Origin of the sequence: Candidatus Thiodictyon syntrophicum, assembly GCF_002813775.1 — a bacterium.
Classification (GTDB): Bacteria; Pseudomonadota; Gammaproteobacteria; order Chromatiales; family Chromatiaceae; genus Thiodictyon; species Thiodictyon syntrophicum.
Window position 1 is genome coordinate 3,129,739 of the sequence record NZ_CP020370.1, and the last position, 24,363, is coordinate 3,154,101.

At 64.4% G+C, this 24,363-nt stretch carries 22 protein-coding genes and 1 tRNA gene; 10 read left to right on the plus strand and 13 right to left on the minus strand.

All coding sequences use genetic code 11. The features are described from left to right. Positions 1 to 132 precede the first annotated feature (132 nt). The 4 genes from THSYN_RS13245 to bioA all read left to right on the plus strand — a co-directional run bounded on the left by THSYN_RS13245 (position 133) and on the right by bioA (position 5,233). Entirely contained in the window at positions 133 to 717 is a 585-nt protein-coding gene (locus tag THSYN_RS13245) for a D-sedoheptulose 7-phosphate isomerase (protein WP_100922415.1), read from the plus strand. Between the two features lie 328 nt (positions 718 to 1,045). Continuing rightward, a complete protein-coding gene (gene pta, locus THSYN_RS13250) occupies positions 1,046 to 3,229 on the plus strand; it encodes a phosphate acetyltransferase (RefSeq protein WP_100919568.1) in 2,184 nt (727 codons plus the stop codon). 64 nt (positions 3,230 to 3,293) lie between these two features. Then, positions 3,294 to 3,740, plus strand: a complete 447-nt coding sequence (locus tag THSYN_RS13255) for a DUF29 domain-containing protein (RefSeq protein WP_100919569.1) — start codon at positions 3,294 to 3,296, stop codon at positions 3,738 to 3,740. Positions 3,741 to 3,946: 206 nt separating this feature from the next. After that, positions 3,947 to 5,233: an adenosylmethionine--8-amino-7-oxononanoate transaminase gene (bioA, locus tag THSYN_RS13260; protein ID WP_100919570.1), complete on the plus strand. Its 1,287-nt coding sequence runs from the start codon at positions 3,947 to 3,949 to the stop codon at positions 5,231 to 5,233. 166 nt (positions 5,234 to 5,399) lie between these two features. Here bioA and THSYN_RS13265 read toward each other — a convergent pair whose 3' ends face one another. The 5 genes from THSYN_RS13265 to THSYN_RS13285 all read right to left on the minus strand — a co-directional run bounded on the left by THSYN_RS13265 (position 5,400) and on the right by THSYN_RS13285 (position 7,805). Continuing rightward, complete coding sequence (locus tag THSYN_RS13265; RefSeq protein ID WP_100919571.1) at positions 5,400 to 5,888, minus strand: RNA recognition motif domain-containing protein; 489 nt, start codon at positions 5,886 to 5,888, stop codon at positions 5,400 to 5,402. Between the two features lie 37 nt (positions 5,889 to 5,925). After that, positions 5,926 to 6,666: an RNA-guided endonuclease InsQ/TnpB family protein gene (locus THSYN_RS13270; protein WP_100919572.1), complete on the minus strand. Its 741-nt coding sequence runs from the start codon at positions 6,664 to 6,666 to the stop codon at positions 5,926 to 5,928. Next, positions 6,644 to 6,820 carry a hypothetical protein gene (locus THSYN_RS35295; RefSeq protein WP_216644752.1) on the minus strand — a complete coding sequence of 59 codons (177 nt, stop codon included), beginning with the start codon at positions 6,818 to 6,820 and terminating at the stop codon, positions 6,644 to 6,646. The genes THSYN_RS13270 and THSYN_RS35295 overlap by 23 nt, the downstream gene beginning before the upstream one ends. 37 nt (positions 6,821 to 6,857) lie before the next feature. Further along, a complete protein-coding gene (locus THSYN_RS13280) occupies positions 6,858 to 7,049 on the minus strand; it encodes a hypothetical protein (protein WP_100919573.1) in 192 nt (63 codons plus the stop codon). An 87-nt stretch (positions 7,050 to 7,136) separates the two neighbouring features. Continuing rightward, positions 7,137 to 7,805: a Bax inhibitor-1/YccA family protein gene (locus tag THSYN_RS13285; protein WP_100919574.1), complete on the minus strand. Its 669-nt coding sequence runs from the start codon at positions 7,803 to 7,805 to the stop codon at positions 7,137 to 7,139. A gap of 221 nt (positions 7,806 to 8,026) precedes the next feature. On the opposite strand from THSYN_RS13285, the gene THSYN_RS13290 reads away from it, so the two are divergent. After that, a tRNA-Ser gene (locus tag THSYN_RS13290) sits at positions 8,027 to 8,114 on the plus strand. 331 nt (positions 8,115 to 8,445) lie between these two features. Here THSYN_RS13290 and THSYN_RS13295 read toward each other — a convergent pair. Next, positions 8,446 to 9,192, minus strand: a complete 747-nt coding sequence (locus tag THSYN_RS13295) for a hypothetical protein (protein WP_100919575.1) — start codon at positions 9,190 to 9,192, stop codon at positions 8,446 to 8,448. Between the two features lie 506 nt (positions 9,193 to 9,698). Beyond that, on the minus strand, positions 9,699 to 10,169 hold the full coding sequence (locus THSYN_RS35900; protein ID WP_236848888.1) for a hypothetical protein: 471 nt from the start codon (positions 10,167 to 10,169) through the stop codon (positions 9,699 to 9,701). 409 nt (positions 10,170 to 10,578) lie between these two features. Between THSYN_RS35900 and THSYN_RS13305 the strand changes: the two genes are divergently transcribed. Beyond that, positions 10,579 to 11,499, plus strand: coding sequence for an Rpn family recombination-promoting nuclease/putative transposase (locus THSYN_RS13305; protein ID WP_100919576.1), 921 nt, complete (start codon positions 10,579 to 10,581; stop codon positions 11,497 to 11,499). On the opposite strand, the gene THSYN_RS13310 is transcribed toward THSYN_RS13305, so the two are convergent. Further along, positions 11,500 to 13,089 (minus strand): hypothetical protein, encoded by a 1,590-nt coding sequence (locus THSYN_RS13310; RefSeq protein WP_100919577.1) that lies wholly within the window; start codon positions 13,087 to 13,089, stop codon positions 11,500 to 11,502. A 206-nt stretch (positions 13,090 to 13,295) separates the two neighbouring features. On the opposite strand from THSYN_RS13310, the gene THSYN_RS13315 reads away from it, so the two are divergent. Next, positions 13,296 to 13,607 carry a hypothetical protein gene (locus THSYN_RS13315; RefSeq protein WP_216644753.1) on the plus strand — a complete coding sequence of 104 codons (312 nt, stop codon included), beginning with the start codon at positions 13,296 to 13,298 and terminating at the stop codon, positions 13,605 to 13,607. Positions 13,608 to 13,778: 171 nt separating this feature from the next. After that, the gene (locus THSYN_RS13320; protein ID WP_236848889.1) at positions 13,779 to 15,362 is read left to right on the plus strand and encodes an AIPR family protein; all 1,584 of its coding nucleotides are present in this window, start codon (positions 13,779 to 13,781) and stop codon (positions 15,360 to 15,362) included. On the opposite strand, the gene THSYN_RS37275 is transcribed toward THSYN_RS13320, so the two are convergent. Continuing rightward, positions 15,274 to 15,834, minus strand: coding sequence for a DUF2290 domain-containing protein (locus THSYN_RS37275; RefSeq protein ID WP_418219937.1), 561 nt, complete (start codon positions 15,832 to 15,834; stop codon positions 15,274 to 15,276). The genes THSYN_RS13320 and THSYN_RS37275 overlap by 89 nt on opposite strands. Here THSYN_RS37275 and THSYN_RS35305 point away from each other — a divergent pair. Continuing rightward, a complete protein-coding gene (locus tag THSYN_RS35305) occupies positions 15,760 to 15,918 on the plus strand; it encodes a hypothetical protein (RefSeq protein ID WP_216644755.1) in 159 nt (52 codons plus the stop codon). The genes THSYN_RS37275 and THSYN_RS35305 overlap by 75 nt on opposite strands. 264 nt (positions 15,919 to 16,182) lie before the next feature. Continuing rightward, on the plus strand, positions 16,183 to 17,079 hold the full coding sequence (locus tag THSYN_RS13325) for an Rpn family recombination-promoting nuclease/putative transposase (RefSeq protein WP_100919579.1): 897 nt from the start codon (positions 16,183 to 16,185) through the stop codon (positions 17,077 to 17,079). 222 nt (positions 17,080 to 17,301) lie between these two features. On the opposite strand, the gene THSYN_RS33835 is transcribed toward THSYN_RS13325, so the two are convergent. The 4 genes from THSYN_RS33835 to THSYN_RS13340 all read right to left on the minus strand — a co-directional run bounded on the left by THSYN_RS33835 (position 17,302) and on the right by THSYN_RS13340 (position 24,336). Next, a complete protein-coding gene (locus tag THSYN_RS33835; RefSeq protein WP_157817646.1) occupies positions 17,302 to 17,769 on the minus strand; it encodes a hypothetical protein in 468 nt (155 codons plus the stop codon). Positions 17,770 to 18,495: 726 nt separating this feature from the next. Next, entirely contained in the window at positions 18,496 to 20,466 is a 1,971-nt protein-coding gene (locus THSYN_RS13330; RefSeq protein ID WP_236848890.1) for a serine/threonine-protein kinase, read from the minus strand. 200 nt (positions 20,467 to 20,666) lie between these two features. Next, positions 20,667 to 22,778 carry an ATP-binding cassette domain-containing protein gene (locus tag THSYN_RS13335; protein WP_236848891.1) on the minus strand — a complete coding sequence of 704 codons (2,112 nt, stop codon included), beginning with the start codon at positions 22,776 to 22,778 and terminating at the stop codon, positions 20,667 to 20,669. Positions 22,779 to 22,914: 136 nt separating this feature from the next. Further along, a complete protein-coding gene (locus tag THSYN_RS13340) occupies positions 22,915 to 24,336 on the minus strand; it encodes a DUF945 family protein (protein WP_100919582.1) in 1,422 nt (473 codons plus the stop codon). Positions 24,337 to 24,363 lie beyond the last annotated feature (27 nt).

The window sequence follows — 24,363 nt, forward strand, 5'->3', positions numbered from 1 at the left end:
GCCGATACGGCCCGCGGGGGGCGATCTAAGCGACTGAGTTATTGATAGAAATCGCAGGCTATGGATGAACGATTCAACGCAAGGGCAACTGCCGCCCTGTTCGCGGGCAGGGTAGTCGCCATGGACAAGACCATGCGTGATCGGATTGGTGACGAGATCCGCGAGACCGGGCGGGTATTGGCCGCGATGCTCGCAGATTCGGCCCTAATCGCTACGATCGAGGGCGCGGCGCTGGCCTGTGTTGCCTGTCTGAAGGCCGGGGGCAAGATCCTGTTGGCGGGAAATGGCGGTAGTGCTGCCGACGCGCAGCACATTGCGGCAGAATTGGTGGGTCGCTTTGCGATCGAGCGTCCTGGTCTGGCCGCCATCGCCCTGACGACGGATACGTCCGTCCTGACGTCGATCGGCAACGACCATGGTTTTGAACAGATCTTTGCCCGGCAGGTCCAGGCGCACGGGCGCCGGGGTGATGTCTTTATCGCTTACTCGACGTCCGGCAGTTCGCCCAACATCCTCGCCGCCCTGCACGAAGCGCGCCGCAGAGGGCTGATCTGCATCGGATTGACGGGCAATCGCAATGGTCCGATGGGCGCGTGCTGTGACTACTGTCTGGCCGTGCCCGCGGGCGAGACCCCGAAAATCCAAGAGGCGCATCTGGTGCTGGGGCACCTGCTCTGCGGCCTCGTGGAGACGGCCGTCTGTGGGGCGACGCAGTGACCGGGGCGATCGTTCTGGCCGGCGGTCGGGATCATTGTTTTGCCCACGTCGCAGGGTGCTAGCCGTCGCGGCCGGGGGGTCGCCCGCGCGCGCGGCCGGCGTTTTGATCGAGACCGGCGGCGGGTGGTCCCGCTACCGGAACCTGGTGCGCGCTGTACCCCAACCCATGGCACCGAAAATTCTGTCGTTGCACGGGGCGCCCGGCCTCGCGGCGTGCCCGGGAAGATTCTTGCCCACGTTTTCGTGATGACGTGCGACAATTGCTGCAATGCAGCATAGGGGCCGTCCAGCCCCGGGCTGCGACCCAATCTTCATTGGAGGAGCAGTAATGCAAAGTGTCTACATCGCCGGGGCCAGTGCCGGCAGCGGTAAAGCGGCGGTCATCCTGGGCTTCATGGAGATGCTCTACGCGGTCAATCGCCGGGTGGGGTTTTTTCGCCCGATGGTGGCCACGGGGCCGCTGGACGACAACCTGACATCCCTGATCCGTGATCGCTACGACCTGCCGTTTCCCCCGGAGATGCTCTATGGCTGCACCGCCTCGGTCGCGCGCAGACTGATCGGGGGCGGGCAGTACGACGAGTTCCTCAAGCTGATCCTGGACAAGTACAAGCGCCTCGAGGATGAGTGCGACCTGGTGGTGGTTTCCGGGACCGATTTCCGCGGTCTGGTGCCGTCTCTGGAGTTCGACTTCAACGCCGACCTGGCCAACAACCTGGGTTGTGCCCTAGTGGTGGTGGTCAGGGGCTTCGGGCGCCAACCCAATGATGCCGTGCAGGCGCTGCAGTTGGCACACGAGTCGATGCGCAATCGGGGCGGGGACGTGCTGGCCTGCATCATCAATGGCGTGGCGCCCAAGTACCTGGACCAGGTGCGGGAACGCGCGCGCGCCCTGATGTCGGCCCAAGAGAGTGTCTATGTGCTGCCGGAGCAGCCGACGCTGCGGATGTCGACGGTGGGGGAGATCGGCCAGGCCCTGGGGGCCCAGTGCCTGCACGGGGCGGGCGATGCCCTGAACCAGGTGGTCACCAACTACACGGTGGCGGATATGGAGGTACCTGAGTTCCTGACCAACCATGTGAAGGACGGCTGCCTGATCATCACGGCGGGGGACCGCTCCGATATCATCCTCGCGAGCCTGGCGGCGGAGGCGTCATCGTCCTACCCGCGCGTGGCCGGGCTCCTGCTGACCGGCGGCCAGCACCCGGCGCCCAGCGTCCTGCGGCTGCTGGGGGGGCTGGAGCGTACCAAGTTGTCGCTCTTGAGCGTGAAGGCGGACACCTTCCAGGCCAGCCTCAACGTCAATGGCATCGAGCCGACCATCCTGCCCGGCGACGAGCGCAAGATCGCCTCCGCCCTGGGTGTCTTCGAGTCCAACGTGGACGTGGACGAGCTGCGCGGGCGCATCAGTGTCCGGCATTCGGAGCGCATCACGCCGCTGATGTTCGAGTACCAACTGATCCGCCGCGCCAAGTCCATCCCCCGGCGCATCGTACTGCCGGAGGGGGGCGACGAGCGCGTGCTGCGCGCGGCCGAGATCCTGCAGTTGCGGCGGGTGGCGGATTTGACCCTGCTGGGCAACCCGGAGCGGCTTGCACGGCGCTGCGCGGAACTCGGCATCACGCTCGACGGGGTCCGGATCATCGATCCGGCGACCTCCCCTGACCGGGAGCGCTATGCGCGGGTCTATTATGAACTGCGCAAGCACAAGGGCATCTCCGAGCAGATGGCCCATGACGTGCTGGTCGACGTGAGTTATTTCGGCACCCTGATGGTCTACTGCGGGGACGCCGACGGCATGGTCTCGGGCGCGAATCACACCACCCAGCACACCATCCGACCGGCCTTTGAGACGATCCGCACCACGCCCGGCACCAAGCAGGTCTCCAGCGTCTTCTTCATGTGTATGCCGGACCGGGTGCTGGTCTACGGGGACTGCGCGATCAATCCGAACCCGGACGCGGAGCAGCTCGCGGACATCGCCATCTCCTCGGCCGCTACCGCCGCGGCCTTCGGGGTCGTGCCCCTGATTGCCATGCTCTCCTACTCGACCGGCAGCTCCGGTAAGGGCGAGGACGTGGACCGGGTGCGCGAGGCGGTGCGGATCGTGCGCGCGCGCCGACCGGATCTGCATATCGATGGTCCGATGCAGTACGATGCGGCGGTCGATGCGAGCGTGGCCGCCGCCAAGATGCCGGAGAGCACGGTGGCGGGACACGCGACGGTCTTCATCTTTCCGGACCTGAACACCGGCAACAACATCTATAAGGCGGTCCAGCGCAGTTCCGGGGCCGTGGCCATCGGCCCCATCCTCCAGGGCTTGAAGAAGCCGGTGAATGACTTGAGCCGCGGCTGTACCGTGACCGACATCGTCAACACCGTCGCCATCACCGCCATCCAGGCCCAGATCGAGGCCCAGCCGGGCGACCAGCCCGCGGCCGGGTCCCAGGCCCAGGTCGAGTGGATCGGCACCCGGCGCCCGGTGAAGAGCGTGGCGCAGGCCGCCTCCTGAGTCGATCCTGATCCGGATCGCGGCCCCGATCTCTCCGGCCGGATTCCATTTTCTGGAGACAGCGATGACTGCGACAGTGGTTTACGAAGCCGATTTCCATGCGTGGGCCTTGCAGAATGCCCGGCTGCTGCGGGCCGGTAAGCTGACTGAACTCGATGTCGAACATATCGCCGAGGAGTTGGAGGGCATGAGTGCGAGTGAGCGTCGGGAACTGTTGAGTCGTTTGCAAGTGTTGCTCCTGCACCTGCTCAAGTATCAATTTCAACCGGAGCGTCGCGCCAAGAGCTGGTTATTGACGATCAGCCATCAGCGTACCGCGATCGAACGGTTGCTGGAGCAGTCTCCGAGTTTGCGCACGCCTCTGGATGATGACGGTGTGACCAAGGTCTATCGCAAGGCAGTGCATGATGCGGTGATTGAAACGGATTTGGAGCGGCACCTCTTTCCGATCGTGTGTCCTTATCGCCTTGAAGAGATCCTTGATGAGGACTGGCTGCCGGCAGCTGATTAGCGAGTCAACAACAAGCTAAACCCATATCGTTGTCGTTGTCGTAATCGTAATCGTAATCGGAGAAGCGATGCACTCTAGGGCGCGAGAGAATTCGGGACGCTATGATAACCTCGATTACGAAAACGACAACGACAACGAAAACCGCGCTAGCGGCAGTCCCTGACGGACTTGTTTGACCTGTTACTAAGCGATCCCTTAATTCTTCCATGGACATCGATCAAGTCCTCGCCATCGACCAAGCGCACGCCTGGCACCCCTATACCTCGACCCGCGACCGGGACCCCGTCTACCCGGTGCGCTCGGCCCAGGGCTGTCGGCTGCGTCTGATGGACGGTCGCGAGTTGATCGACGGCATGTCCTCCTGGTGGTGCGCCATCCATGGCTACAACCATCCGGTGCTGAACCAGGCGGTGCGCGATCAGCTCGGGTCCATGGCGCATGTGATGTTCGGGGGCCTGACCCATGAGCCGGCCGCGCGCCTGGTCAGGCACCTGGTGGACCTGACCCCGGAGCCGCTCCAGCACGTCTTTCTGTGCGACTCGGGGTCGGTCGCGGTCGAGGTGGCGATCAAGATGGCGCTCCAGTTCTGGCAGGCCCAGGGGCACGGAGGACGCCACCGGTTGATGACCGTGCGCGGCGGTTACCACGGGGATACCTTTCACGCCATGTCGGTGTGCGACCCGGGCTCCGGGATGCACCGCCTGTGGGGTGCGGCGCTGCCGCAACAGGTCTTTGCCCCGGTCCCGGCTGGCCGCTTCGGTGAGCCCTGGGAGCCCCGTCACATCGCCGTCTTCGCCGACCTGATCGCGCGCCACCGCGATGAACTGGCGGCGGTGATCCTCGAGCCCATCGTCCAGGGCGCCGGGGGGATGCGCTTCTACTGCGCGGACTACCTGCGCGAGGTTCGCGCCCTGTGCGACCGCCATGGCGTGCTCTTGATCGCCGACGAGATCGCCACCGGCTTCGGCCGCACCGGGACCCTGTTCGCCTGTGAACAGGCCGGGATCAGTCCAGACATCATGACGGTCGGCAAGGCCCTGACCGGCGGCTATCTGACGCTGGCCGCGGCCATTGCGAGCGAGCAGGTGGCCGACGGCATTGCGGCCGGTGATCCGGGGGCCTTCATGCACGGCCCGACCTTCATGGCCAATCCGCTGGCCTGCGCGGCGGCGAATGCGAGCATCGAACTGCTGTGCGCGGGTGATTGGCGGGGTGCGGTCGCGCGCATTGAGGCGGCACTGACGGAGGGGCTGGCGCCCTGCCGCGGGGTGCCCGGGGTGGAGGACGTGCGGGTGCTCGGCGCCATCGGGGTGGTGGAGCTGCAGGCGCCGGCGCCGATGCGGCCGATCCAGGCGCGCTTCGTGGATTTGGGGGTCTGGGTCAGGCCCTTTGGGCGCCTGATTTATCTCATGCCGCCCTATGTGATCGACCCCGCGGACCTCAACGCGCTCTGTCGGGCGGTGGTGCAGGTGGTTCGCGACCGGGGCTGGTGAGGGTAGGGCTGGGGGGCGACCAGACGTTCTCACGGACCGGGCGTCGTTGTCGTTGTCGTAATCGTGGTCGGATTATTCGACAACGACAACGACAACGACAACGTACCAGGGATCTCGGTCACCACATCAGTTCTGATCGCACCCCAGGGCCGACCCCCGGGTCGACTCAGGTGAAGGCCCTCAGATCGGGGCCGGTCTCGATGAGGGCGGGGGCGGTCGGGGTCGACCTGACCAGGTCGATCCTGAGGTGTTCGCGGCGTCGTTCCACCAGGGGGCGCGCGACCACGGTACCGGACCCGCTGGCCTCTTGTTGGCGCTGACGATGCTCGCCCCAGGGGGAGCGCTGGCGATAGCGGCGGACCTCGATTGGACTGTCATGTAGCGTCCTGCCATTCAGAACCCGGATCGCCAGCATGGCAAGGCGCGCGGGCCGGACCTCGATCAGTCCATGATACTCGGTCGTACCGGTCGCCAGGTCGGTGATACGCATGATGCTGGCGTTGGCGCAGATGTTGACGAAGGGTAGGGTACGCACGCCGACCTCACGCAGTGCGACGCGCACGAAGGCCTGCAAGTCCTTGCGGCTGGTATCAGGAGGGAGGTTGCGTAAGAAGAGTGCGACCGACCCGGTCTTTCCGCCCATGATGCCGCTCATAAACGTCTGAGATAATATTCACTTATCTCAAGCGTATTCACGCCGTCAACGCCAGCGCGGCCGAAACCGTCTTACCTGACTCTTGCGTGCGTTTAACGTCCGGCTTGAGCGCGTCCAGACGATCCAACCCATAACGATCGAGATTCCTGGCGGCGTCGAGGTCGCGGTCCATGACGCTGCCGCAGTCGCATTCCATTGTCCGCTGAGCGAGCAGCATATCATGAACCTGCCCGCAGGCGTGGCACATCTTCGAGGACGGGAAGAATCTGTCCGCGATGACGACGGTCACGCCGCGCCATGCGGCCTTGTACTCAATCTGCCGCCGCAGTTCGCCGAACCCTGCATCGGAAATGGAACGTGCGAGACTGCGGTTTCTAACCATCCCTGAGACGTTCAGGTCCTCAATGGTGATGACCTGATAGGTGCGGGTCAGCTGGTCGGACAGTTCGTGCAGAACCGCGCGACGCTTCTTGAACTGCGGGTAGCCGGGATTCTTGGCCTTCGCCTTCACCCGCCGGAAGAAGTGCTGGTAGGCGCGATCGAGGTCGTCAATCGCATTGCGCGTCACCCGACTGGAGACGTCGGAGTACCACGGAAACTCAACGCGCAGGACCGCCATGTAATACTGATAGGCTGCGGCCTTCGACCACTTGACGCCCGGTTGGCTGAAGTGGGCCAGCAGTTGGTTGTAGCAATGCCGCCGCGCACCGCATGACTGATTGAGGTACGTTGCCTGTTCAGGCGTCGGCCGCAACTCAATCTTGTTGGCTATCAGCATGGTAAAGCCCAAGGTCGTCGGCAATTACAGCGGCGGTTGCTTGGCGTTTGGCGAGCATCTGGCGGTCCAAGTCGGCCTTCTGGTCGTGGCTCGACACCCGGGCGTAGCAGACGGTCGGCGCGTCGGCGTCACCGATGGCTGTCAGGTCGGCCATCGAGTAGTACCGTGCGCTCGGCTGCCCCGGGCCTCCATTATAGCGCCCGCACCGCCAGGATGAGCAGGATGACCAACAGCACCACGGCGCCCAGCGGCAGAAGTGCGGCCGCCCAATCGCCCGCCCCAGCCTTGGTGCCGCGTTCCTGCCACTGCTTGTACGCCGGCCACAGACGCACCAGCAATAGCACCAGGACGGCTGCCATCGCGACCTTCAGAAACAGTTCCATGGGGTTTCACTCCAGGTGTCGATGACCTGGCTGACGGCCCCCGGCAGTGCGCCGGGGGCCGTCAGCGCCGGTTTCGCTCACGGCCGACTAATCGTCGCCGAGGATCCCCAGCAACTGCAACAGGCTGATGAACAGGTTGAAGATGCTCAGATAGATGCTGTAGGTCGCCATGATGTAGTTGGTCTCCTCACCGCGGGCGATGCGGCTGGTGTCCCACAGGATCATGGCGCTCATCAGCAGGATCATGGCGGCGGAGATGGCGAGCGACAGGGCGGGGATGGCGAAGAAGAGGTTCGCGAGCATCGCAATCAGCAGCACCATCATGCCGGCGAACACGAAGCCGCCCAGGAAGCTGAAGTCACGCCGGGTGGTCAGGGCATAGCCGGAGAGCCCCAGGAAGATCGCCGCGGTGCCGCCGAAGGCCATGGCGACGGTCTCGGGTCCGTGGGGCAGCGCCAGGTAGATGCTTAAGATCGCCCCCAGCCCGAACCCCAGGAGGCCGGTGATCAGGAAGATGACGCCGATGCCGGCGGACGAGTTGGCCGTCTTGGGCAGCACGAAGATGCCGAGCACCATGGAGACGAGCACCGCCCCCATGTAGACCATCGGCGGCATGTGCAGGGCCATGGACAGCATGGCGGTCAGGGCGCTGAAGCCCAGGGTGGCCGCGAGCAGCAGGTAGGTGTTCTTGAGAACCTTGTTGGCCGCGACCGCCTCCGGGGCGCCGCGCAGCAGGGTATAGTCGGGGTTGGCCATGATGGTCTTGCTCCTGGTTGAGGTTAGGTGGTGAGGCCGGTCAAGTCGCCGCGGTGGGCAGCGTGTCAGACCCGGGGACAAAAGCCGAGTTCCGCGAAGGATACCGGACGCCAAGCCGCAGGCAAAGCCTTGGGTGTCAGCGCGGATTCGGTTATCCTGGTAGCCCCGCACGTTGGGCTGATCGGACGCGGCACAAGGGGCGGGGTTTCCCGGTTGCGTTAGGAGAGGTGGCTGAGCGGCTTAAAGCGGCGGTCTTGAAAACCGTTGAGGAGCAATCCTCCGGGGGTTCGAATCCCTCCCTCTCCGCCAATAAGTTATTGATAAACATCGAGTTTTTATACCAGTATTCGGCGCAATAGGTCAGCCTGCTGAAGCCTTGACCTACCGGTCCCGGCGCCCCGGCGGCGGCCGACGCGCTCGCGTGACAGTCGCCCGGCGCCGCTTTGACGCGGCCCGGCAAGGGCAAGGGCCCTGTCTATCCGTGGCTGTGCCTGGCGCGCGTGGCAATTGTCCTGCCGGATTACCAAGATGTCATGCGGAGAGACTGGGGGTCGGGTTGGGCGCGCGTGGCTCAGCGCTTCAGACAGAAACAGTCCCATAACGTGCGCCGTAACCCGACATCCCACGACGGGGCCTCGGGTTACGCTATGCTGACTCTTGCCCCTATGTTAGAACGGCGCCGGAGCAGCGGCAGCAGTCCCATCGGCAATAGGCTGACCGTGGCAGGCGCGGGGACCGCGGGCACTTCCAACTCCTCGCTGAAGGCATATAGCGAAAACTCCTCGGTCTTGGTCCGGTACGAGCCGAACAACCAACCTGCCGACGGGATCTGAGCATGGCCGACACCGGTGGAAGACGAAGTCCCGCCCAATGCGCCTGAGCCCAGTGATTCACCGTGGGTGCCAGTTCCTGTCCAAACCATCTCAGCACGCAATGTTTCGTTCTGAGTCATGGTAATGGTAGACAGTAAAGGGTGGGTTTCGGTGTCGAAGAGGTCCGAAACGGCGGCTGCCACCATAGTGCCATCGGGTAAGAAGACCGGGGCATCGGTAGTGACGAGTGCACTGATGTTGGTCTGCGCTGAGGTCCCGGGTGTGGAAGCGATAGCACGCCATTGAATATCCAGCGACTGAAAAACCCCTGTTGCATCGGCCTGGATATCGACGAAGCCGTTGTAGTCCTCTATGGTGACGAAGGTGGCCGGCGTGACACCGACTGTGACGAAGACGTAATGATACCGGTCCCCAGGCTGCAGGCCGGGTATCGGCTTGACCGGCTGGAGCAGGAGCGCCGCCTCCGGGATGCCCGGCGCAAAGATGGCGCCCGCAAGGATCAGCACTGCTGCGAGCCGTGGTTTCATCGGGCGATGAGTGTCGAACATTTGCATGGTTCCTCAAAGCTGCGTGATGATGGTGGGACGGAGAGGAAATTCAACGATTTCGAGACCGGATCTCGCCTTCATCTTAGCTGCGGGAAAGGTGCCTGGCAAGACGGCTTGGCCCGGGCAGGCGATCTGGGCGAGACAAAAGGGGCCACCATTTAGCTGACCCCGGTCAATAGCACGGCACGCTTGCTCGTGCCTGAACACGCCTTTCGTCATGCCGCGAAGCGCTGTCTCGTTACCGTAGGCGCGCCGTCGGTTCTCGTTGGGCGGAGACGGATTAACTCCGATCCGCACCAGCCACTTTTCTGGATCAAGGCACTGGGGCTGTTCCCATGGGGAAAAGACGCCCGGCCCCTGGTTCATGTGAACCCCAGAAAATCGTCAGTGCCCTGCCAAGGTCCAAGTGGGCCGTGGCGGGCGGGGTGGGGGGCGGGCGCGCGGGACCCCCAAACAGGTCCAAGCGCGCCCGCCCCCCACCCCGCCGGGCCACGGGTTCACAGAGCGCGGGCTCAGCGCCTGGCGGGCGCCGTCCAACCCCTTGGTGGCTCGGTGGCAAGGGCGTCTCGGTCACGAACAATCCTCCGTGGCGTTGGGCGGGGATGCGTCGGTGCCCGATCCAGGCTCAGTGGCTCGCCGCCAGCCTCTTGTTCCAGGTCGCCGACGCAGACCCAAACCGGTTCGGGCGAAGGCCCGATCGACAGCAAAGCGTTGGCGCTCAGGGATTGGCCGCCGCTGCGCGCGAGCTGATTCTGGATCGAAACCAGGTTGGCCGTGCGCTGCTGGATCAGGCGCAGACGCCGCCGCAGCAAATCGCGCACGGCGCGTTCCTCTTTGGGGTAGATGTAGCCCTCGGCCGGCAACCCCAGACGCAGCAACTTCGCCAGCCAGCAGGCGTCCGAGTCGTCGTCGCTGTATTTCAGCCCACTGTACAGTGTGATCGCAGTCGTGTTGGCCAGGTGCACCGGGTAGCCAGCCGCCATCAGGGCGTCGACCGGCCAGTACCAGTTGTAGGTCGACTCCTGCCGCCGGGTCTCCGGCGCGGGTTCTTGCCTACCTTAACTGTAGGCCGGCGGGTGGGGTCGGCTAGATGATCTTCATGCTCGAGTTAATTTTGGCCTTGCCGTCCCGAAATGTATGCGAGCCTGGCCCTTTTGCAAACAAACTCGGGCATGGTGATCTAATAGCTTGCGAAGGCAGGCTGGGGCCTCGGACGCATGCAGGTCGACGGTGACGGCTGCGCCTGCGCCCCGATTACCCGATCAACCAGCTCAAACCGGGGGCTTAAGTGGTGGCCAGGGCCATGCCGCACTGTGGGATGATCCCGCCCCGCCTGCAATCGCCACGCGCTATACTGGTAAGCGCGATCCCTGTCCCACGGAGTCAGCGACCATGCCAACACGCAAGCTCATCAGCTTCGACTGGGCCATGAAACGGCTGCTGCGCAGCAAGGCCAACTTCGGCATCCTCGAGGGCTTTCTGAGCGAGCTGCTGCGCGAGGACGTACAGATCATGGAGGTCCTGGAATCGGAATCGAACCGTGACACGGCCGACGACCGCTCCAACCGCCTGGATCTCAAGGTGCGCAACCACCGCGGCGAACTGGTCCTGATCGAGGTCCAATATGAACGCCAACACGATTATCTGTCGCGGATGCTCTACGGCAGCGCCCGGACCTTAGTCGAGCACCTGGATGCCGGTGAGCCCTATGCGGACCTGGTCAAGGTCATCTCAGTCAACATCCTCTATTTCGACCTGGGCCACGGCGAGGACTATATCTACCGGGGTACCACGCGCTTCCATGGTTTGCACAAGCACGACGAACTGGCCTTGAGCCGCGCCCAGCGCCAACTGTTCCCGGGGCGCGAGGGGACCCACGAGCTGTTCCCGGAGTATTATCTCATCAAGGTCGAGCGCTTCGACGACTGCGCCCGCGACACCCTCGACGAATGGGTCTATTTCCTCAAGCACGAGGCGATCCAGGACGGCTTCTCGGCCAAGGGCCTGCGCGAGGCCAAGGAGAAGCTCGACGTGCTCAAGCTCGCGCCCGCGGAGCGCGCCGCCTACGAACGCTGGCAGGACGACCTGCACCTGCAGGCGAGCCTGGTGGCGTCGAACTATGGGCTGGGCAAGATCGAGGGGCGTGAGGAGGGGCGCGAAGAGGGGCGCGAGGAAGGGCGTCAGGAGGGACTTGAGAAGGGTCGCGAAGAGCGCACGCTGGAGATCGCCCGGGCGATGAAGTCCAACGGTGTGGCAGCGAGCCTCATCGCCCAGTCCACCGGCCTGGACCCAGAGGTCCTTGCCGGCCTTTGATCAGCCCTCCCGGGCGGACTGAAGCTCGGCGATCTCGTCGCAGACGGCCGGGTCGCGGCTCGCGGCGAGCACGGCGACGGCGAGTGCACGATGCTCGAAGAGCGCCAGACGGATGTTCCAGAATCGCTGCTCGCGCTCGTTCATTGCGGCGAAGGCCAGCAGCATCGACAGCAGCTCGCGGTCCGGCTCCGACTCGATCCAGGCCCAGGCGTCCTCGGTCAGCGTCAGGTCTTGGGCGTCGCAGGCCCGCTCCAACATGCGCTGGATCTCGACCGTGGTCCAAGACGCACTGTCCGGGACCTGCTCGGGGAGCAGGCTCAGGAGGCGATTCGCCGTGCAGGCGAAGTAACGGAACTGGGTGCGCTGCGCCTCGCTCAGGGTCGCGGCGGACCGAAACCGCAGGAATGAGCGGCCATCGCCGCTCTCCGGTTCGTCGCGACTGCGGCGCGCCAGGTCATCGACCGGCCCGCGGACGGTCTCAAGGCCCTGCACGATCTGGGCAACCCGTGCGTCGAGGCCCTCCCGGATGGGCCCGGCGCGCTCCGGGAACAGGTCGGACAAGACGGCCAGCGCCTCGTCCCGGGGAATGAAGCGCCGGATGCGCCGCCCCTGAAGCCCAGTCATGTCCAACAGCGCCATGCCGAGTTGGGAATGGACGGTGTCCGGCGCGCCGGTCGGACGCGCGAAGGGCGCCAGGGCCGAGCGCGCCGCTTCCGGGACTGTCACCCAGGTCGCGGCCAGGGTCGCCGCGAAGGCCACCGGATCGAAGCACGGGCCGGCCTCGTCCAGACAGGCGAGCCGGCACAGGGTTGCGAGATCCCGGTCCGCATCGAGCCAGCGCATCGCCAGTCGCGTCACGCCAAGCTGACCCGGCGAGCTGTAGTGCCGCAGCACATCCATGACCCAAGCTTCGAGGTCGCGGCGCGGGGCGAGGCGAAAGAGCGCCAGTTCATCGCCCTGGAACAGCCGATCGAACCGCTCGATCGCGTCCTTGCCCTTGACATAGCGGCCGATCCGCGCAACCAGCCGCTCGGCATCGACGCACAGCGGCAGCGCGACCTCGATCCCCAAGGTCTCCTCGATCATGGTCTGTGCGGTCTCGGCCTGTGCCCGGTCGATATCGCCGCCGGTAAAGGCGTACAGGGGGAAGCAGTCTTCGATCAGCATCGCCACGGCCAGCATCGGCGTGTGGTAGTCGTGCCCCTGGGTCTTGTCGTCGAAGACGTTCCAGTGGCCGCGATCGTCATCGCCGAGCAACTCCTGGAGGATGTCCTCGGGCGGCTCCTGGGGGCCTGAACCTGCGGTGCCGCGGTAATGGCCGAGGTCGGCGTACAGTTGGAAGGACTCGGCCCACTCCATGCTGTCGAAATCGCCGACCACGAGCCAATGGCGCTGGCCGGGCTCCGCCGCGCAGTGCTCGAGCCCGCGGGTGAAGACCCGGCGCTCGATGGCCTGCCCGCGGCTGCGCCGCGCGCCCATCAAGGTCGGCGGGCAGCCTGACAAGAACTCCAGCGTGCGCAGATAGAGCGCGTGCCAGGCTTCGGGCGCGATCCGCCCCGGGATGATCCGCGATCGAACATAGACGCCCATGACAGAGGACCTCTCTTGGAAAGGGTTCGGCGCAGCGTGCGAGCACCAGCCGGCGCCTCTGACTGCCCGAGCAGCAGGCCGCAGGGTGCAGGCACGCGAGGCCGCAGCATAACCGCAGCCCAACCGACGGCGCTACTCTCCGCCCCCACCGACCGGTACAGGGCGGCTGCACAATCCGCTCTCTCGCCCGACCGGCCACTGACCGGATGCCGCCCGCGGCGGACACTTGCTATGCTTGGTACCACGCGCTTCCATGGTTTGCACAAGCACGACGAACTGGCCTTGAGCCGCGGCCAACGCCAACTGTTCCCGGGCGTGAGGGGACCCACGAGCTGTTCCCGGAGTATTATCTCATCAAGGTCGAGCGCTTCGACGACTGCGCCCGCGACACCCTCGACGAGTGGGTCTATTTCCTCAAGCACGAGGCGATCCAGGACGGGTTCTCGGCCAAGGGCCTGCGCGAGGCCAAGGAGAAGCTTCGGGTCATGCGAGTGCTCATCTGCTATACGAGGTCCTGACGGACCCCTGCTCAACCCCGGTAACCGCCTATGAATGTCAATGCAGCCATCGTCGATCAGCGCCTCGCCGGAATTGCGGACGAGGTCCGCGCCCAGGCGGAGGCGGAGCTTGGGATCAAGGACGCGGAGCGCCGCAAGACGCTCGCCTTCGTCTATCTGTGCGTCAAGACCATGCTCGATCTGGAGCCGGAAGAGGCGTTCGACTGTCTCACCGAGGGCGGCGGGGACTTCGGCGTCGATGCCATGCATATGACCGAAGAAAGCGATGGCGAATTCGGGGTTACGTTATTCCAGGCCAAATACAAGGCCAAGCTCGAGGGGGATGCGAATTTCCCGGAAAGCGGCATCGACGCCCTGGTGGACGCCATTCGCCATCTCTTCGACCCGGCGTCTGCGCTCGGTGCGATCAACGACCGTCTCAAGGCCAAGGTGGAGTCTGTTCGCGCGATGATTCGCGATGGATTCATTCCGCGCGTGCGGGCCATCGCCTGCAACAACGGGCTGCACTGGAACGCCAACGCGCAAGCGGCGATCACACGGGCGGACTTCGGGAGCCAGGTGACCTGGGAGCATGTCAACCACGATGTCCTGATCGGCGTCTTACAACGCCAGCGCCCGATCGACGAGACCCTGCGCCTGGCCGGCAAGGCGATCGTCGAGGACATGAATTTCAGCCGCGTGTGCATCGGCCGCATTCCGGTCGCCGAGATTGCCGAGCTGATGCACAAACATGGCGAGCGGCTCCTGGAGCGTAACGTTCGCCGCTACCTGGGGTTGCACGGTAACCGCGTCAACGAAGGTATCCGCGAGACCCTGCGCTCCGACAACCCGGCGAATTTCTATTTTTTCAACAACGGCCTGACGCTGGTGTGCAGCGATTTTTCATACAATGCCCTGCAGAGTGGCGATTATCGGGTCAAGGTGGAAAACCTGCAGATCGTCAATGGCGGACAGACCAGCATGACGATCGCGAGGACGCGCGATGAAATGCAGGCCGCAGGGCAAGCCCTGCCGGCGGATGCGAGCGTCCTGGTGCGGGTCTACAAGCTGCCCAAGGATAACCGGGATATCGTCCTGCAGATTACACATGCCACCAATAGCCAGAACCCGGTGGACCTGAAGGACCTGCGCTCCAACGACGAGAAGCAGAGACGCCTGGAGACCGGCATCGCGGATTTGGGCTTTTTCTATCGGCGCAAACGGATGGAGAGTGCCGCCAAGCCGACCGAGATCACGTCGGGGGCCGCTGCCGAGGCCATTCTCGCCGTCTGGCGCCACGCGCCGCATCAGGCAAAGTTCTTGACCCGCGAACATTTCGGCAAACTTTACGACACCATCTTCACCGATACCCTGAACGCCGCACAGACCATCGTTGCCGTGTTGCTGTACCGGATTGCCGAGAACCGTCGCCGGCGTCCCGAACCGAGCGATCCGCCCTTTGTACGCTACGCCTCGTGCTTCGCTGCGATGCAGATGGGGGGGCGATTGCTCGCCGATTTGCAGGCGCCGCTCGACGGCCTGGATCATCGCGGCTTCGCGCGGGCCAGGGCGCTGATCGAAGAGCGCGGCGAGTGCTATTTCGCAGACTCCATCGCGGATGTCGAATGGGCGCTCAAGCGTCTTTACGGCGAGCAGCAGGTGTCGATGCAGCAGCTTTCGGCGACCTTCAGGCGCGGCGACTTGATCGATATGTTGCGCCACAGAAAACTCTGGGAGGAGCGGGATAGCGCCCCGAAACTGGAAGACTACCTTTAGTCAGTGCGGAGAACGGAAGACGACGTCGAGGCGCCGATCGCGGAGCCGCCTCGTGGGCAACAGCGGGCGGACTCTGAGATAAGGCGATTTCCGGAATCGCTCTTACCTCTCCGTCGTTATCGTAATCGGACAGCGAAACGGCGAGAAGCCTGCCGAGCGGGCATACGGCTTGCGAAGCGCTCGCAAGCCGGCGAACAAAAAGTTGCGCAGCAGAAAGTCGACAAACCAATAGGGGCTGACGGGCGCGGTCACGGCACAGATCGTATTGCCCGAGCGTCAAGTGCGACTTGGGATGGGTCACGGGCTTGTGAATCCCTTCCCGCACGTCGTAATCGAAGCGTAGCGGGTGCTCAACGCCTGACAGTCCGCCGGCCTCGGCGTCCCGGTACTGCTGGTCGTGGTCTTCCTGCTGCGCACCCACATCCGCATCCGCCGCTACCCCGGCGGCCGCTGGGAGTTCCAGATCGAGCACAAGCCCGGGGACACCAAGCTCCTGACCGATCTGCTCAGGCGCATCCAAGCGCTGCTGCCTGGAACGGGGGCCGGCGGGGATTGACCGGCTGCCGCCCGGACGGAGTCCAAGGCTGAAGCCCTGGACTCCAGAAGAACAGCGCTGGCCGCAACGATGACCAAGCTTGCTCCCGACCTATCCATGCGAATGCAGTCGCGTCAGCACGCCGGACCGGCTGAAGCCTCGACCTCCGGTGGTCGGAACGACGATCGAGGCCGCCGCGTCCGCAACGTTTCGGCACCCGGCAGGTTGGCGGACAAGCTCTGCTTGTCCGCCCGAGCCTATCCCCACCCCGCGGAGTCAGCGACCATGCCAACACGCAAGCTCATCAGCTTCGACTGGGCCATGAAACGGCTGCTGCGCAGCAAGGCCAACTTCGGCATCCTCGAGGGCTTTCTGAGCGAGTTGCTGCGCGTGGACGTCCAGATCCTGGAGGTTTTGGAATCGGAGTCGAACCGTGACACCGCCGACGACCGCTCCCACCGCCTGGATCTCAAGGTGCGCAACCACCGCGGCGAGTTGGTACTGACCGGGGTCCAGTACGAACGCCAACACGATTATCTGTCGCGGATGCTCTACGGCAGCGCCCGGACCTTAGTCGAGCACCTGGACGCCGGCCAGCCCTATGCGGACCTGGTCAAGGTCATCTCGGTCAACATCCTCTATTTCGACCTGGGTCACGGTGAGGACTATATCTACCGCGGCACCACGCGCTTCCACGGCCTGCACAAGCACGACGAGCTGGCCCTGAGCCTCGCCCAGCGCCGGCTGTTTCCGGGCCGCGAAGCGACCCACGAGTTGTTTCCCGAGTACTATCTGATCAAGGTCGACCGGTTCGACGACATCGCCCGCGACACCCTCGACGAGTGGGTCTACTTCTTCAAGCACGAGGCGATTCAGGACGGCTTCTCGGCCAAGGGACTCGGCGAGGCCAAGGAGAAGCTCGACGTGCTCAAGCTCGCCCCGGCGGAGCGCGCCGCCTACGAGCGCTGGCAGGACGATCTGCACCTGCAGGCGAGCCTGGTGGCGTCGAACTATGGGCTCGGTAAGATCGAGGGGCGCGAGGAGGGGCGCGAGGAGGGGCGAGATGAGGGTCGCGAGGAGCGCACGCTGGAGATCGCCCGGGCGATGAAGGCCAACGGCGTCGCGCCGGACGTCATCGCCCAGTCTACCGGGTTGGACCACGAGGTCATTGCCGGCCTTTGACTATCCGGACGCTTAGCGTCCGAACACGGACCGCAGCACCGCTACCGGCTTGCCATTGACGGCGAGTTGCTTCGAGCCGGACCGGGTATGCCCCATCAACCGCAGCGGGATCGGGCATTCGCCCCGTCCCGAACGTTCATTTCGTCGCCGACTACTTGGCACGCGCCCGCAGGTCCATAGAAAACGTTGCGGACGGGGCGAATGCCCCGTCCGGCGCGAGATTCAATCCGTCGCCGCTGGTCGCCTCTTTTGGCACCAACCGGCGCGACACGTCAGGCCCTTGGCAAGCTCGGATGCTGGGATGATCGTTGCTCCCATACTCAGTAGTGCCGTGAAAATCTTATCGCTAAACTTCTTAGTATCCTTTCCCTGACGTTTCGCCATTTCATACGGAATAATAAGGCACCATGCTTCATTAGTCCCGCGCACGGAAAGTTCAATCCCAAAAGGAATGCCGTTAGCTCCCGCCAAAAAGATGAAAATTAAGTTATAAGGGGTTGTGCCGGGCAGTTTTCCTTTCCACCACCTGCTCACCCCGTTCTCCTCGAATCGGCAGGAGTTAGCCGTTTCTGGGACATAAAGGGACTGCAAGAAGATCAAAGCCTGGTCTTTGGGTAGATTAGCTGCGACCTCCCGGGAAAAACCCATTTCTGCATTATAGACTTTGGTGGCGCAGGACGATACGCTCATCGCAACTAGGGTCGATAGGATAAGCAATAGAGTGAATCTTGGAATCATATCTGCCCGAGACCTCATGCCTGTTGTTTTCTTGTCTATTATTTCCAGGACCTGGCTTACTTACGCGAGTGAACTGAAGCCTTAGAATATATTGGCAGCCTTACCCCCATACTGAGTAAAGCGGTCAAAATCTTACCCGTAAACTTCGCGACGACCTTTCCATGTCGGTCTGCGTTGGATTCAGCAGCAATATCGCACCACTGCTTCCCGCTATTAGGCCCAAAAAGCGAGATGGTCACCATTACCCCCGGCCTCAGCGCAATCGCGTAAAATGAGTTATAGGGATATTTTTCGGGCAGTAATCGCCCCGATTTCTGCCATCTAAGCACGCCATCGGTCTCAAACACACAGTATGTCTGAATCACTGGACTTCTGTTGGAACCGAGGGACTTCAAGAAATCCAGAGCCTGGTCTCGTGGCAGATTATCCACGATGTCCTGGGAGATGTTCATTTCTCGAACGTCGGGGCCACAGGAGGAAGCACCTACCGTAAGTAGGGCCGAGAGTAAGAGTATGAAGGGTAGACGCTGTATCATTTTCCGGCCAAGACCTCGTTGATGACGCTTTCGGAGATACCGGCAAGCCGCTTTCCTTTAAGGAATATGCCGATTTGAGTGACTGTATCTAGTAACTGCAGTATGTCCGGCCGCGTTTACGCTTATTGGATCTGACCAAATCTCACATTTCGTTGAATCGCTTAAGTGCCCGGATCTGTTCTGGAGTGTACCGGGAAGAACCGGATTGTGAGGGGGCGGGGTGCGGTGGCTCGGGCTTACGCTGTGCGGTATCGACCTGCTTCCTGGGTTGCTGCTTTGGCTTGTCCGGGACCCTCGGCGGGCTGGCTGGAGCGCTCGGGGCGGGGCGCGTCTGTTGCTCCGCTTGACGGCGCGCCCGCTGTTCCGCCTGAAGCCGTGCCTGTTGTTCCGCCTCGCGCAAGGCTGTGATTCGCGCCCGTGCTAAACTGGCGTATTGCCCAGTGGGATAAAGGGAAACGAAGTCGGTGAGCGCTGGGGCGCTGCCGGATGATTGTATCGATTCCCAATAGATCCGCTGCGCCTGGGTCGCATCCCCCTCCTGGCCCAAGCGCTCAAGTTGAGCCCGGTCGAGAAAGCCCGAAGCGGGCAGCGCCGCGGAGCGTTGCCAGGAACGCAGCGCCTCTCTGGTGGCCCAACCGAACTCACCGTCCAGAGGACCCGGATTCAAATTCAAGCCGGTAAGCCAGGCCTGCACCTGACGGCGCTGTGCGGACGAGAGTTCAAGCGCCTGCTCGGTGAGTTCGTTCGGGGGCGAGGACAAGCCATCCGGGCCAGCCGCCGCCTGGCCTTCGGCCGACTGCGCAGGGGATTCTAAATTTGTTGGCGCCGGGGTTCGGACCTGAGGTACCGCAGCCAGTGCATCAGGGACCTCGCGGGCGTCTGTCGCAGGTTTCTCGTTGCTGGTGGGGGTGGCCGAAATGGTCGACGACACGGGGGGCGGGGGCGCGTTTGTCAGCGCGACCGCTGGGGGCATCCCGGTGCCAGGGGTCGTCGTCGGCCGGGCCGGCGTCATGCTGATTGGGTCGCCGGTGCTCGCCGTCGTGTTTTCGGCCGACGTCTGAGCTGGGGAACGCCAGTAGAGCCACGCTGCGCCAACCACCAGCAGTGCGCCAACAACGCCCGTCCCGACCCACCCCCAGGACGGTCGACGCGCCGCCGGTCCAGGCCCGGCCGGTGATTGCTCGGTCCCGGACGGACTGGTCACCGGCCGCTGCGACCGTCGCATCGACGGCAATTGGACGCTGGCAAGACTTACGTCTCGCGGACTCAATCCCGCCATCAATGCCGCGGGATCGGTCGCAACGACGGTACGCGGGCTGGCGCTCCCCGCCTGCACCAGTGCCAGGCAGTGGGAGAACTCGGCCATGGTCTGTTGGCGCTTGTGGAGATTGAGCTCCAATGCCTGGCAAATCGCGCTATCAAGAAGCGGCGGTATCTCGGGAAAGAACTTGGACGGGGGTTCCAGGACCGTTCCGGTGATGCGCTCATGGGCCGCAGGGGGGACCCGTCCGGTGATCGCGCAGTAGAGGATGGCACCGAGCGCATAGACGTCAGAGCGCACATCGGTGCCGGTCCCAAGAACCTGCTCGGGGGGGCTGAAGCCATTGCTGACGGCTCGCCCGAGGGTGCGCGTCATATTCTGTTCATTGCTCTCCTTGGCGATACCGAAGTCGATCAGCATCACCCGCTCGTTTTCGTCCAGCAGGATGTTCTCCGGCTTCAGGTCACGGTGGATGACAGGCGGGTCCTGGGAGTGCAGGTAGACCAGGGCGGCACAGACCTGCTCGATCCAGGGCAGCAGGAGAAAGACGGGGATGCGGCCTCCCTGTCTATCCATTTCGATTCGCAGGGTTCGGCTGCCGCCGAACTCCAAGACCAGATACACCATTGCGTCCACAGCGAAGCGATCGATGATGTCCGGAATGGCGGGATGATTCAGGCGGCCCAGCAGGCGGGTTTCGTACTCGTCGAACAGCAGCCCCGGGATCTCTTTGAGTGCGCGCCGTTTGCCCGCCAGGCGGATATCGTCCACCAGATAGGTGACGCCGAATCCGCCCTTGCCGAGCACGGCGGTGACCTGATAGCGTTCGTTGACCACGGTGCCCAGGCCCAATACCCAACCGAAGACCCCGCGCACGGCGCCATTGGCGGCCATGTCGATGTGGGCCAACTCCAGCCCGCAACCGACACAGCGGTATTGGCGGCGCTCCAGTGCGGCCAGTTCGTTGTGCGTCCGGCATTTTGGGCAGACCCGATCCTCCGGGCCGACGGTGCCGAGGGGTTTGGTTTGCGCAGGCATGAATTCTCCGGATTTCACACTTTCCGGTCGCGAAGCTTGAGCCCGACGGCCGCGATGATCAGGAAACCGAGCGCCAGACCGCCCAGCGCCAATGAGTCGGTGGCCCAATCCCCGTTGACCGCGATAAGTAGAGAGCCATCAGGGCCGCGCAGGGCGAGCACCGGCGCCTCAAGTGTGGCGCGCATGGCATCGACGCCCCAGTAGGCGATGACCGTCACCTTGGCCAGCGCCTCGGCGATCCCGTCGAGCGGCACTATGGCGTTGGAGAGGATGAATTGCGGGATGAGCAGAAGCGGCAGGGTCGCAATCGCCTTGTCGTTGCTGGCGACGAAGGCGCTGACCGCCAGTCCCATGCCGGTGGCCGCGAACCCCGCCAGGAAGAGGGTGAGCAGGCGCTCCAGAAAAGGCCCCGGAAAATCGAGCATCAGGGTAACGATCGCCAGAAAACTCAGGCATTGGATGGCACACAATGCCGCCAAGGGCAGCAGCTTGCTCAGCATGTACGCCGGTATGCGCAAGACCACGGCGCGCTCGCGCAGATACACCGGGAGTTCCTTGACGATCTCCCGACAGGAGTTGATCCCGCCAAACCAAATGGCGGAGAGGACCAGGACGAAGGTGATCTGGCCGTGCGTCTGGGCGCGCTCCAACGGGGTTCCGGAGGTATCGAAAATGGCCCCGACCACCAACGCGATCAGGGGTGCCTGGAGCAACAGGACCGCCAGATTGAGGCGGTCGGAGTGCAGCAAGTCCAGGTAGCGACGCGTGAGGGTCCAGATCTGGCGCGGATCGAGCCATCCCGAGCGTCCCGCGACCGCGGCGGATGACTTGGCGCGGGGGGCCGCGTCCATCCGGCGCGGGGCCGCGTCTGCGGACAGCCGCGATTGGACGAAGCGGCGGAAATGATCCGAGGCGCGGAAGCGCTCGCCCCAGCGTCGGGCATCCTCGCCGTCCAGTCGCTCGTAGACCTCCGACAGCCGGGCGATGCCGAAGTAGTCGGGAACGTCCGCGGGCGGCCCGTAATACACCAGGACTCCCTGGTGCAGCAGCGCGACCAAGTGACAACTGGCAACGTTCTCAAGCGTATGGGTGACACAGATCACGGTCTTCCCGTCGGCGGCCAGTTCCGCAAAGAGGCGCATCATCTTCTTGTCGGTGCCGGCATCCAGTCCGCTGGTGGCCTCGTCCAAGAACAGAACATTGGGGTTGGCGACCAGTTCCACGGCGAGGTTGACCCGCTTGAGTTGGCCGCCGCTCAGCGGCTCGGGGGTGTCGACCGCCAGGTTCCCCTTGTCGAACAGGCCAACCCGCTGGAGTACCCGATCGATATGTGCGGCGATCTCCGCGGCGCTGGTGTCGCGCGGGAGTCTCAGGCGTGCCGTGTAACGTAGCGCGTTGCGGATCGTGATCTTGCGGTGAACGATGTCCTGCTGCGGGACATAGCCGATACCGGCACGGAAGGCCGCGAATGAGTCATAGAGATTGACACCGTTGTACAGGACCCGTCCCGAGGTCGCCGGCCGCCTCCCATTGAGCGAATCGAGCAGGGTGGACTTGCCCGATCCGCTGGTGCCGAAGATGACCACGAATTCGCCCGGCTCGATCACCAGGTCGATCCCGTCGAGCAGGTGGCGGGGTTGCTTGGTGGTGCGGTCCGTCACCGTCTTGGTCAAGTTCCGCGCCTCGACGCGTACCCGCCCACCGGACTGCGCCGGGTGCAGGGCCGAGCCGGTGAACAGGTAAACAAAGGTGGCGAACGAAACCTGATCGCCGGGGGCGAGGAGTACCGGTTCAAGGATGCGATCGGCGTTGACGAAGGTCCCATTGGTGCTGCGCAGGTCTTCCAGATACAGGCCATCGGCCGTCGGCAGCAGACGCGCGTGTTCGCGCGAGATCAGCGGGGAGTCGATCGTCAGACCACAATTCGGGAGTCGGCCGACGACGACTGGCGCAGGCCTTGCGCTCCCGCCGAACTGGATATCCGGCTCGCGCTCGTCCGCGGCTTCGCTGGCCTCCGGGAGAAACACCTGAAAGGCGGACGAACCAAAGACCAGCCAATCGCCGTGGCGTACCGATTGTCTGGCGTCAACCGGTTGTCCGTTGACAAGGACGAACGCCTGAGGCAACGGCTCGACTGAGCGTATGACACCGCGGACTCCCTAATACGCGGACCTGTGGTTCCAGTCCCGGCGGAGCACAAGCTCGGCGCGGCGCGGCGAACGGCGCGGCAGCTTGGGGCGGTAGGAGTGGAACGACAACTGCCTACCGTCCAAACACCGACCGCAGCAGCGGCACCGGCTTGCCATTGACGCTCAGTTGCCCATCGGCAAGCCGCACGGTGCTGGTGACGCGCCCGTCCCGGGCGTTGACCCAGCCGCCGTCGATCCAGGTCTGAAGGCGCTGCGCGGGGGCGGGGGGGACGGCGGTGTCGGCGCGGGCCAGCCATTCGAGCGCGATGGCTTGGGGCAGGTCGATGGCGCCATCGCCTTTGATGCCTGCCAGCCAGTTGGCCTTGCCGCGGTTCAGCAGGGCGCCCAGGAGGGCGGCGGCACCATTGGCGCCGCCGCCGGCCTGCGCGGTGGCGCCCAGGGACAGGTGCGCGGCGACGGGGCCCTCGGGGGTAGTCAGGGTGAAAGGGTCGAGCGTGAGGCTGGGGCCGGCGGTGAGGAAGCGGGGCAGCAGTTGGGTCAGCAGCGTGGCGCCCACCAGTCCGCGCATGGCCCGCGAGGCACCGTCGTCCGACAGGGTGCGCAGTGCCGTGTTGATCTCGGCGAGTGCCGCGGCGTCCAGCGACCGGGCGGCGAGGCCGATGACGGGGGTGCGGTAGTCGACGCTGCCCAGTCGCAGCAGGTCGGCCGCGGCGTCGAGGCGCAGGTCGAGGCGCAGGGTCGGGGTCTGGCCCTGGGGGACCTGCTCCAGGTTCAGGCGCAGCCGTTGGACCAAGGCCGCCTTGGCGTTCGCATCCGGTTGCGGCGGTGGGCTGAACTCGGCCGAATCGACCTCCAGGCTGGTGCGCCCGGTGAAGAGGCCGCCGATCCAGCCGGTGAGATCGGCCTTCAGCCGGGCGTCGGTGAGGCGCGCGACGGGTCCGGCCGTGTCCAGCAGAGCCAGGCCGGGGATCCTCAGGTCGGCCGCGAGCTGCCGCGGGTTCGGCCGGTAGCGGGCCGTGCCGGTGATGTCCTGGCTTTGCAGCCGCAAGCCGTCCGGTGTGCCGCTCTGTTCCGTGGCCGGGATCAGCAGCCGCGTGAGGCCTGAGCCGTCGGCGCCGATGGTGGTGGTGAAGAGGAGCGGCGGGACCCGCAGCGGATCGGCGAGCAATTCGACGCGGGTGTGGACCTGGGTCAGTGCCGGGAAGATCTCGGCGTTGAACCAGGCCCAGGGACCCTGCTCGATGCGGCTGTCCAGACGGATGCGACTGACCCCGGCGGTGGTCTGACCGGGCAGGGGTTGCCGGGTCAGTTCGGCGTTGGCCCTGGAACTGAACCAGCCGCGCTCATAGTGCTCCACCAGGACCCAGCCGGGGGGCAGGGCCGCGACGGTGCCGCGCAGCAGATCTTGGTAGGCCTGCTGGGCCCGGGCGCCGAGGGCCGGCGGGAGGGCGATTGCCGCCAGGAGCAGGATGCCCCCGAGCGTGATCAGGGCGATGAGTGAACGCCTGGCGGTTGGGCCTGTTGGCAGTCTCATACGATCTCCCTATTGCGGGGCTGGCGC